Annotated in this window: 8 protein-coding genes; 3 read left to right on the forward strand and 5 right to left on the reverse strand. The window is 52.6% G+C overall.

Annotation, left to right across the window (positions count from 1 at the left end):
• Positions 1–132 precede the first annotated feature (132 nt).
• Positions 133–600: a GNAT family N-acetyltransferase gene (locus CFI03_RS12935; protein WP_116393956.1), complete on the forward strand. Its 468-nt coding sequence runs from the start codon at positions 133–135 to the stop codon at positions 598–600.
• Here the strand turns inward: CFI03_RS12935 and CFI03_RS12940 are convergent.
• The 5 genes from CFI03_RS12940 to CFI03_RS12960 form a co-directional block, all read right to left on the reverse strand.
• The gene (locus tag CFI03_RS12940; RefSeq protein ID WP_116393957.1) at positions 597–995 is read right to left on the reverse strand and encodes a hypothetical protein; all 399 of its coding nucleotides are present in this window, start codon (positions 993–995) and stop codon (positions 597–599) included. The genes CFI03_RS12935 and CFI03_RS12940 overlap by 4 nt on opposite strands.
• 292 nt (positions 996–1287) lie before the next feature.
• Positions 1288–3345, reverse strand: a complete 2058-nt coding sequence (locus tag CFI03_RS12945; protein ID WP_162862761.1) for an alpha-galactosidase — start codon at positions 3343–3345, stop codon at positions 1288–1290.
• 110 nt (positions 3346–3455) lie between these two features.
• Positions 3456–5093 carry an ABC transporter substrate-binding protein gene (locus CFI03_RS12950; RefSeq protein ID WP_116393959.1) on the reverse strand — a complete coding sequence of 546 codons (1638 nt, stop codon included), beginning with the start codon at positions 5091–5093 and terminating at the stop codon, positions 3456–3458.
• A 116-nt stretch (positions 5094–5209) separates the two neighbouring features.
• Positions 5210–6097: a carbohydrate ABC transporter permease gene (locus CFI03_RS12955; RefSeq protein ID WP_116393960.1), complete on the reverse strand. Its 888-nt coding sequence runs from the start codon at positions 6095–6097 to the stop codon at positions 5210–5212.
• Between the two features lie 28 nt (positions 6098–6125).
• Positions 6126–7109: an ABC transporter permease gene (locus tag CFI03_RS12960; protein WP_116393961.1), complete on the reverse strand. Its 984-nt coding sequence runs from the start codon at positions 7107–7109 to the stop codon at positions 6126–6128.
• Positions 7110–7324: 215 nt separating this feature from the next.
• On the opposite strand from CFI03_RS12960, the gene CFI03_RS12965 reads away from it, so the two are divergent.
• Complete coding sequence (locus CFI03_RS12965; RefSeq protein WP_116393962.1) at positions 7325–8923, forward strand: response regulator transcription factor; 1599 nt, start codon at positions 7325–7327, stop codon at positions 8921–8923.
• Positions 8924–8941: 18 nt separating this feature from the next.
• Positions 8942–10684, forward strand: a complete 1743-nt coding sequence (locus CFI03_RS12970; RefSeq protein WP_116393963.1) for a sensor histidine kinase — start codon at positions 8942–8944, stop codon at positions 10682–10684.
• The last annotated feature ends 478 nt before the right edge of the window (positions 10685–11162 follow it).

Here is an 11162-nt window from a genome sequence, read left to right on the forward strand (position 1 = left end):
GCCTTGCACATCTGTTCGTCAAGCTAATGTGCCTAACAATTTGAAAAATTGTGTGAGGCATATTTCGCCAGCCGATCATACAATAACATAGCCCATTTTCGGCAATTTCATTCGGTCAGGAAGGGATCGCTGATGATACGAGCACGTAATCCCAAAACAGACGATAAAGAAATATTCCGTCTCATACAAGCTGAGCTGATTCCGATGTCGCATACGGCGCATCCTCTGGACGCCCAGACGATACGGGATCTTCCCGTACGCTTCCGCCGGGGTGTCACTTATGTAGCCTCAGAAGGAAAAACAAGTAAGCCTTACGGCTTTATCCGCTTCGAAATCACGGGGGAAATTCTGTATTTGGATATGCTTGTTGTCCATCCGGATCACCGTAACCGGCAATGGGGCCGTAAGCTGCTGCTGGCCGCCGAAGCTTACGGCTTAACCCAAAACTGCAGAGCATCCAGACTTTTCGTGGACGACATTAATGCCAGGGCCAAAAATCTGTACACCCGCCTTGGCTATCAGGCCATCCAGTATCATCCGGAGCTCCGCTGCTATGAGATGATTAAGCCGCTTGCTTCCTCATCTTATCCTTACTATTAAAAGAATCCGCCGCCACCGTACGGGCCGCCGCCGTATCCGCTGCCATAACCGCCGCCGTAGCCACCGCCGTATCCGCCGCCATAGCCGCCACCGTATCCGCCGCCGTAGCCACCGCCACCGCATCCGCCGCAGCCAGCGTTGCCGCATCCGCAACCGCCGCCGCCCCAGAATCCAAGCGTACCGATCGCCAGCAGATCAAACAATACAAGCGGCAAAATCGCTTTCGTCCGAACGACTTTCCCCTTTTCTTTTTTCAGAGGTGCTAATACGAGCTTGTTGTGCCGCAGTTCCACAAGCTTGCCCGTAACGAGAGATCCGTCTTTGCGAACCGCATAAATGGGTTTGCCGACCAGCTTCTTTACTTGTACTTTAGAAACTTTGCTCACTTTGCTCATGAGTATCCCTCCCTTCCGTTATTCTACAGATTATTCAGGCAGCATCGCTTCTGCCTGTTTATTTGTCCTTGCTTTAGCGGATTCAAGCACAAATCTATTTCATCTATAATTCGGGAATAGATATCATCCAGGGATGAAGAACACCCCGATTTCGGCACTCGTGCACGTGCCGTGATCGGGGTGTTCTATTTTCCGGGAAGGAAGGTTGCGATAGAGAGGAGACAAGCTGCATCAGACAGCGGGCAGCAACAAAATAAAGCGGTGCAGGATATTCCCTGCACCGCCTCTTCTATTAAATGTAGAACAGCAGCTTCGACTCGGCCGGCTCCAGCTCAACCGTATGCTCGGAGGTGCCCGGCTTCAGGCTGTACGATTCCCCGCTCCACAAATCGCGGACCGTCAAGCCCTTGGCGCCGTCGATGCCGACTCGGGATAGATCGATTGCTTTCGACTTCCCGTTCTCCCCGTCGAAGTTGAAGACGGCCACCCATGTACCGCCATCGCCGGCGAGGGAATACAGATCCTCGCCGCCCATGCCGCTTCGGCCTTCGGCCGGACGGAAGGACTCGCCGCGTCTTGCCAGCGCCATGACTTCCCGGTTGGTCATCCAGGCTTTAGCGCGTTCCGCCGCTTCCTCCATCCGGTAATCGTCGCCAAGGAGCAGCGAAGTACCTGAGATAACGCCGGAGTTCAGGCGGCTGCGCCCTTCATGCTCCGTCGTCGCCCGCTGATTGTCGCTCTTGAACAGAACGATATGGTCCGGATCGTTAAAGCGGTACAGATTGTCGCTGATCCACCAGCCGTACGTCAGCGCGTTAAGCATATATTCCGTGTCTCCGATCATGCCGAAGGCATCGCAGGATACGCGTCTGCTATGCGCGTAGCCGTGCGGGAACAGCGGAGCGATCGACAAATTGATCAGGAAAGGACGGCCAAGCTTCTCCGGGCTTAACGCTTCGGCGATAGCCGCCATGCCGTAATTATACGCCTGGATGCCCGTGCGAATGGAAGGATCGTGATGGACGCCTTCCATTGCGCCATGCGCCAGGAAGTCCATTTTCAAATACTCGAAGCCGGCAGCCGTAACCTGATCAAGCTTGCGCATAATGCGCGCAATCGCTTCAGGATGCGAAGGGTCGATCGGGAAGGCGCCGTCCAGCTTCGGCAGCGGATTGCCGGCCCCGTCCTTCAGCAAAATTTCCCGGTACAGAACCGCACCGTTCGTGCCTTCCACCGGCGTATCCGGGTTGCTGCCCCAGAACGCAAACGGCGTGTAGTACGTTCCCGGCTTTTGTCCGTTCGCCTTCACGCGGCGTACCGCATCCTCAAGCTCGCCTTCCTTCAAATTGTCGGAGAAGGCGTCGAAGTTGACGTACAGGCTGCCCTCCTGATCGGCGAACCCGTTTTGCTGCAGCTCTTTCGCAAAGAAGTCGGAAGTATGCGTATACACGTCGTAGTCCAGCTTCGTCATAACGGCCGACCAGCTGTTCCAGCCCATCGGAACGCCGCCGTTCCAGGAAAGAGCAGGCTGAATGACCGCATTGGCTTTGCCGTAAGCCTCCATGCCTTCGCGGTAATCGTCGTAAGCGCCTACAAGAATCGTCGGCGATACAAGGGAGGTGCCGCGGAGCGAACCGTGCGGAAACGTGTCGCGAGTCTGCAGATCCGATACGCCGGAGATTACCCGCAGGCGGCCAATGGCTTCGGTGAAGGTGCCTTCCACGTCAATAGCCGTTTTCCATGTATCATGGGTAACCGAACCGATCACGAAGCCGCGGCGCGATTCCGCGCGGTAGACTGCCGTTACTTCATAGCTGCGGACGCTGGACGGATTGGCGTGGGAACCGAAACGCACCCATTTGTCGTTATCAAACGGAATAAACAGCGAGCGGATTTCTTCCTTCGAGCCGTCGCCGAAATCAAGCACGCCGTTGTCATTCAAGTACGAGGCTAGAGGCGTCAACTCATTGGTTTCCCATTCCTGCGAGTCTGCCGCCTCAAGCTCAATCAAGGCGTAAGGCAGACCTTGATACAAGCGGATGTGCTGCTTCAGCGAAGGTTTGCCCGGCTCCGTATGCTCAAAGCTGAAGCGAATCCCTTTGCCAAAGCCGTCCTCAACCTCTTGAACCAAGCTTTCCTGAACCGCATGCCCACCGTACCAGGAAGAACGGACAACGGCGCCGCCAATGCGCGCTTCCGCGTAAAAACCCGTCATCGTCTGCCCGCTCTTCCAGGCAAGCGCAAGCGTGCCGTCTTCCGTATTTGCCGTTACCTTCAGTAGCCCGTTATCGGCCGCAAACGTTCCCTCAGCCTGCTCCAGCTTGAATTGCCCCATCTCCGTCGTCATCATTTCTTCGCTCCCATTCGTCCATAGATTCATAGCCTGATGATGATGGAAGGAAAAAGGCCAGCACGGCTGGCCTTTTTCCTTCTACTGCTTATTTAAATAGATCATCCCAATTAGTTCCACAGCTGTTTGCGGGCATCGTAATTCGTTGTGTAGACCGCTTCCACTTTTTCGTCGCCAGCAGCTTTCATATCCGACAGCATTTTGTCAAAAATCGAGCTTGCTTCGTCTGCCGTAGGCGCCATAATCGCTTTTGTGATCGCCTGCTTCGTAATATCGCTGATTTTTTGCTCGGACAGAGCTTCCGGCGTGCCGCCTTGCGGGCTTATGCCGTCGTAAATCGCGGTATCGAATACGCTGTCCGACAGGTTTTTGATTGCCATTTGGTCAACCGGAGCCCGCTCGTAACGACCCGGAAGGTCATAAGGCGTACCGTCTTTGCCAGGGCCGTTCTTGATAAACCAAGTCCATTTGCGGATACCCGTTTCTTTCGTGTAGGCAGCCCAGTCGTCTTTGAACGCTTGCAGCGTTTCTGGACGCGGTACATGCTTGCCGTCCTTCATATCCCAATGCACGCCTTCGATCCCCCACATGAGCAGGTATTGACCTTCTTCGCTTGCGAGGAAGTTAATGAATTGCATCGTGCGTTCCGGATTTTTGTTCTTCTTCGTGATCGCAATCGCATCCCAGCCAAGCGAGCTGCGGCCGCCGTAAGTCGTTTTCGAAGGATCTACGCCGTCTGCAACCACTTTGTACGCGAACAGCTGCGAGTCTTCGCCTTTATCCTTTTTGAGGATCGTGTTGGAGTTGCCAAGATCCCAATAAGCGCCTGTCGAGGAGAAAATGGTGCCCGTAGCGATCTTTTGCTCCCACACTTGGCGTTTGTTGATTGCCCATTCCTTATCCATCAAGCCGGAACGGTACAGATCGTTCATGTACAAGATCATATCCTTGTATTTTGGATCCTTCACGTCGTATTGCAGCTTGCCGTCATGCTCGTAATAAGGCATCAGGCCAAACATCCCTTTGAACGTGCCCAGCGTTCCGCCCCAGTTCTCGCCGTCCATCGTCAGAGCGATAGTATCCTTGCCGTCCATTTGCGGATATTTCGCTTTGAAGTCGGTCAGAAGCTGTTTGAATTCGCTTTGCGTAAACGGCACGCCGCCATCCGCTTTATCCGGAGCAAGCTCCTTCACGATGTCTTTGCGCATGTTGAAGCCGAACACCGGCTCATGCTCAAGACCGTACCAGTTGGACAGGTAGTAGTTCTTGCCGTCCTTGTAACGCGTCTTGTTCAGAACGTCGCCGTACATTTCTTTGACATCCGGACCGTATTTCTCGATAAGATCGTCGAGCGGGATAATCGAGCCCGCTTCCGTATATTTCGCTACCAGGTCGCTGGAGCGGTCGAACATGATCATGTCGGGCAAATCGTCGCTCGCCAGCATCAGGTTCAGCTTTTCCGTCGGGTTGCCCGTCGGCTGCTGAATCTCGATTGTAACGCCGGTACGCTTCGTAATCTCTTTGGCGATCGCATTGTCGAACTTGTCGCCTGTATTTTTATCAAAGAAGGTAATCGTAATCGGGTCCGTGCTTGGATCCTTTGTTGCGCTGTCATTGGTACCGGTATTCGCCGATCCCGTGTTCGAGCTCTTGCTTGGTTTATCCGATGAATTCGAAGAACAAGCGGAAATCAAGGAAACCGACATAACGGCCGTAAGCAAAGACAGCATCCATTTTTTCGAGTTCATACTGTAATCCCCCTATGATTGATCTTGGACTTATAATAGCATTGGCAAGCTGCCAGGGCATCCCCGGCTGGGACACACCCCCTTATAAGTAATCTGGTCCGGCTAAGCCGGGCGGATTAGCTTTTAACCGCGCCCAGCGTCATTCCTTTAACGAAATATTTTTGCAGGAACGGATACACCATAATAATAGGAAGCGTTGCAACCATGGTCGCCGCCATCCGGATCGTATCCGGCGATACCTGCATGCGTTTCGCCGAATTCGCCATCGCCTGCGCATCGCCAACCATGGAACCCGTCTGGTACTGGTTAAGGATTTTGACGAGCACGGCCTGCAGCGTTTTCAAATCCGGGTTGTACGTAAACACGTACGAGTCAAACCAGGAATTCCAGTGGCTGATCGCCGTGAACAGGCCAATCGTTGCGAGTACCGGCGTTGTCAGCGGCAAAATGATGCGGAAGAAAATCTGGAGATAATTCGCTCCGTCCATCTTGGCCGACTCGTCCAGCTCCTGCGGCAGCCCTTGCATAAACGTCCGGACGATGATCATATAGAACACGTTCATTAAGCCCGGCACGATAAACACCATAAAGTTATCGATCAGATGATAGCTTTTGAGTACCATGTAGTACGGAATAAGTCCGCCGCCAAAATACATCGTAAAGACGAAGTATAACGTCCAGAATCGGTTGGCAACAAGCTCCTTCTTGCTGAGCGCAAACGCCAGCATGCTGATCGTGAGAACCGCAAGCGGCGTTCCGATGACGGTCCTGAGCAAGGTAACCCGAATGGCCGTCCAGATCTCGCTGTCGCCAAGGATCTGCTCATAACTTTTGAGACTGAACTCTCTCGGCCACAGATACAAATGTCCTCTTAGAGTATCCTCCGCACTGTTTAACGAAATAATGAAAATGTTCCAGAAAGGATAGAAGGTAATCACAAATATCGCAACGATAAAGGCGTAAACGGCAGCCATAAACAGAAAATCTTTTTTGTCTTTCACCATAGCGTGTTCTCCTCTTTGCGTTATTGTTCTAGAACAGCGACTGCTGTTCCATTCTTTTAGCCATCTGATTCACGCTGATGACAAGGATGAAAGCCACGAGCGATTTGAACAATCCGACGGCTGCCCCGTAGGAGAACATCCCGTTTTGCAGGCCGTACTTGTACGTGTAGGTATCGATAACTTCCGAGTATTCCATAACCGTATTGTTCTGGAGCAGGTACTGCTGGTCAAAGCCTGCGTTCAAAATACCGCCAATCGCGAGGATCGCGAGAATGATAATGGTCGGACGGATGGACGGCAGCGTGATATGGAGCATCTGCTTCAGGCGGCTTGCGCCGTCGACCTTCGCCACCTCATACAGTTCGGGGTTAATCGCCGAAATCGCTGCCAGATACATAATGGCGTTAAAGCCCATGTCCTTCCAGGCATTCGAGAAAGCGATAATCCACCAGAACAGGTGACCCTTCTGCATGAACTGAATCGGCTCGTTCACGATATGAAGGCCGGTCAGAATGTTGTTGATTACGCCTCCCGACGAGAGCATCGTAATAATAATGTTTGCCGCGATAACCCAGGAAATAAAATGCGGCATGTAGGAGACGGTCTGGAACGTTCGTTTGAACCAGCCGTTTCGCAGCTCATTGATCATAAGCGCCAAAATGATTGGCATCGGGAATCCGAAGAGCAGCGACAGGAAGCTTTGCGCCAGCGTATTTCGCATAATCCGTACGAAATCGCCGTTGGTGAAGAAGTAGTTAAACCACTGCCAGCCTACAAACTCTGTCGTGAAAAATTGCTTGAAGAACGTTCCCCCACCCGGCTGATAATTGATGAAGGCCATATACAACCCGAACATCGGCACATAGGAGAACATCAGAGTCAGGATAATGGCGGGCAGCATCAGTACATAAAGCAGCCGCTGTTCCTTGAGCCTCGCCAGCAGACCGCCTTTATTTCTCTTGACGGCAAGCGCTCCGGTGCTTTGTGGATGCGCTTTCGTTTGCATGTTCATCGTGTTGCCCTCCCGCGAATATAGTTTCCGTTTGCATCGCTTTATGGACTTAATTATAGCCCGGCATTGTGGCCGTTCTATATTAAGATCTACCGATTCATGCTCCAATCCCACACACTTCCGTTTGCTCCATTGTTGAATAACGGCATACCCGTTAAACTAGAATCATCGTACATCATGAGGTTTTATTTCTATCGAAAAAAGGCGGTGCCGACATGTATACAGTACTTCTGGTTGACGATGAAGCGCTCGAGCTCGAGACCATGGAGCATTACGTTCCTTGGGAGCAGGCCGGCATTCAGGTCGTTGGGACAGCACGCAACGGGAAGGAAGCGCTGGCTAAGCTTACCGAGCTGAAACCGGATATCATCGTTACGGATGTGCGCATGCCCATCATGGACGGGCTGGAATTCGGAAGGCGCGCGAAGCAAATCGACAAAAGCGTCAAAATCATCTATCTAAGCGGACATAACGAATTCCAATATATCAAGTCCGCTCTTAATATCGAAGCAGCCGGCTATTTGCTGAAGCCGATCGATATGGAGGAGCTGCTTCTGCTCCTTGCGAAAGTGAAGAAGAAATTCGAAGAGGAGCAGCTGGCAAGCGAAGGCGGCGGCTGGCAGCTCGAGCGGCTGCTGCTGCGCATCGTCCGCGAACCTTCGCCGGAGCGCCGGATGGAGTGGATCCGGCAATGGGAGAACGGAGCTTCCGGCTTTCTCTCGCACCAGGCTTTTGGCGCCGCTTACATGACGGTCGAGTCTCCCGCGTTCCCAACTAGCGGATTAGACGGAGAACAGGCTCAGGCTCATCCACCCTCTTCCTCCATCTTGACCGCGGATGCCGCGGAAGCAGCCCGCGCTTTACTGCGGCGGAGATTGGATGCCGCTATTGTGCTTGAGACCGGACCAAGCACGCTGTTTGTCCTCTTCCAAGGAAAACCCCAGCAGTGGGAGACGGCTTATTGGGAGCTGCTGCGGGAAGAGCTGCTGGCCGCGACTTCGGAAGGAGAAGCCTTCGCAACCATTGGCCTGTCAGGCCCATACAAAGGATTTCATCTGTTGAAAGAGGCGTTCGAAGAATCGCAGCGACTTAATGAAGAAAAGCTATACCGGCAAGCCGGCTCCGTTATACGCAGCGGTACCAGCGAAAATGTGAAGCAGACCGATATCTCGGTCGACGCGACTTCGGCTTCGCTTATTGCGGCCGTGCAAGCCGGCGATGCCGAACGCGCCGGACAATTGCTGGACGACTGGTTCTCCGGCATGCGCCAGGAACGGATCGAGCGGAACTATGCCGTCCGGGCGGTTATTCAGCTGTTGTCCATGCTGGAGCAGCATTTTGCCTCTCTTATGGTAGGGCCGCTTCGCGACCAGCTGCTGGCCGACCATTGGAAGGAGCTGTCGTCTCTCCCGTCAATCGCCCATTATCACGCCTACGCGCTGAGGTTCTGCAGGGAGCTGCTGAAAGCCGCAGCCGAGCGCGATCTTGACCGCCATCAGTCGGTTGCGGAGCAGATTATGAAGCTGATTGCCGAGCGTTATCATCTGCCTCTTACGGTAGAGGATATCGCCAAGGAAGTTTATTTGTCGCCCAATTACGTGCGGACCATCTTCAAAGAGAAGACAGGCGAGACGATCCTGGATTACTTGACCCGAGTCCGCATGAATCACGCGGCGGAGCTGCTAAAGGACCGGTCGCTGAAGGTACGCGATATCGCGCACCGGGTCAGCTACGAGAATGTCTCCTATTTCTGCTCGGTATTCCAGAAGCACAAAGGCAGCACGCCTAACGAATACCGCAAACTGCAACTTTAGGCTGGGTGGTCTTAAATCATGAGGAAGCTGGCCGGATGGCTGATTAATCCTTTATACAATTGGCGGCTTCGCGAGAAGCTGTTCGTCATGTTTTTGCTCGGGGGCATTCTCCCCCTGCTCTTTTTCGTTCAATATTCGTACGAGACGATTCGCAGCGAGCTTTCTTCGCAGATGATCGCCAATACGAACTCTACGGTCGCGCAAATCAATTCCAACCTTGAAAACAAGCTGGACACGTACACGAAGCTGTCCGCCACGCTGTATCTGGACTCCAATATGCGCGCCTATCTGACCAACGATTATTCGAAGGATCCGTCGCTGTTCGTTGATGCTTACAAATATATCAATAACTCGTTCGTCAACATGCTGACGACAAACCCGGACATTGAATCCATGAGCATCTATATTAACAATGAGACGCTGCCCACGGACGGCATGTACATCAAATCCATGGATCAGAGATTCCGCAGCTCGCTGGCTTACAAATCGCTTAGCGGCAGCTTTGGGGACGTAAGGTTTGTCACCTCCCCTCCCGAGCCTGACAAGCCTCCGATGTTCACGCTGACGCGGCTGCTCAACATCAGCAGCATGAACAATCCGTACGGCGTATTAACGATCAATATTCTGGAATCCGATATTTTCCGGCTGATGGAGAAGGAAGCTAGCGACAAGGCGGTGCTGATCATTAATGAAGAAGGCATCGTGATGTCCGCCAAGGACAAAAGCCTTCTCAACCAGCCGATCGACCTGCCCGAACCGTTCCCCGCCGAAAATAACGGGCGGTTCGACAGCACCTATAAAGGCCAGAAGGTGCTCGTCGTCTACAACACGACCAAATACGGCTGGAAAAGCGTCTCGCTTATTCCCTACAGCAGCTTCTTGTCCAAGGCTCATTTGACGGCAAAAAGAATACTGACTTACGCGTTGGTCAGCCTTGGCCTTATGGCTATCCTGATTTACGTCACCGCACGGCTGTTCACCAAACGGATGGAAAAGCTTGTTGGCATGATCCGCCGCATCGAACGGGAGGACTTCGAGCTTATCGACATCCGGCCGCTTGGACGGGATGAGATCGGTCAAATCGGCAATGCGCTGCGAAAAATGAGCCAGCGTCTAAGCTCGCTGATCTCGGATGTCTACATGAAGGAAATCGACAAGCGCGAAGCGGAGCTTAACGTGCTGCAGGCTCAGATCAATCCGCATTTCCTGTATAATTCGCTTGCTTCGATCTCTTCGCTAGCCATCCGCAACGATGACCCGCGAATGAACAAGATGGTGACCGATCTGGCCAAGTTTTACCGGATCTCGCTGAACAAAGGCAAAAATACGCTGTCCATCCACGAGGAGATTCAGTTGACCCGTTATTACGTATCGATCCAGCAGGTGCGGTTCGCCAATCTGCTTCGGGTTCACTACGATATCGAGGAATCGGTCTTGCCTTGCCGGATTCTTAAGCTGACTCTTCAGCCATTCGTGGAAAATTGCATCAATCATGCGATCTGGGATCATGAGTGCGGCATTAACATCATTATCCGGGCTTACCGCGAGGGACAAGACATCATCCTGAAGGTCATCGATGACGGCATGGGGATGAAGATGCCAAGCGGCGATCTTCCGCAAAGCGAGGATACGTTGTCCGGCTACGGCGTCCGCAACGTCGATAACCGGATCAAGCTGCTATTTGGCGACTCGTATGGGGTGTCGATATTTAGTCGACTTGGAATCGGGACGTCGGTGACGATTCGGATTCCTGGCAGGTAAGAACTTCGCTTCGCGGGTAGGTTAAAGGGCATGCTGCGCAATTAAATGTTCTTCCGATCGCCATTGCTCGGGGATTCCTTGGAACAATTCCAATAGGATTGGAATCCCCTCACAAAAGCGACCGTTTCACTTCTCCAGAATCATTTAATTGCTCCGCCTGCACTTAACCTAGAGGTTAAGTCTTAAAACCCAGAAAAAGAACGTCACCACTTTGGGGTGACGCATTTAAACGGCTGTGCTGGGTTTACCCGGCACAGCCGTTTGCTGTTAAAGACCAAACTCTCGCCCGCATTGGCAAAAACATCCGTGTCTACTTTATAGTTCTAATCCACCTGCAGCAGCTATGTTGGATATAGTCCAACATTTTCATGCATTAGAGCTCTGGAGCTAACCTTCATTGGAGTTCATCCAACGAAATTAGCCGTTTTGGTCTTCTGTCAATTAAGTTGGTCTTCTGTCAATTAAGTAGACACTTATT

Origin of the sequence: Paenibacillus sp. ATY16, from assembly GCF_003399985.2 — a bacterium.
Taxonomy (GTDB): domain Bacteria; phylum Bacillota; class Bacilli; order Paenibacillales; family Paenibacillaceae; genus Pristimantibacillus; species Pristimantibacillus glycanilyticus.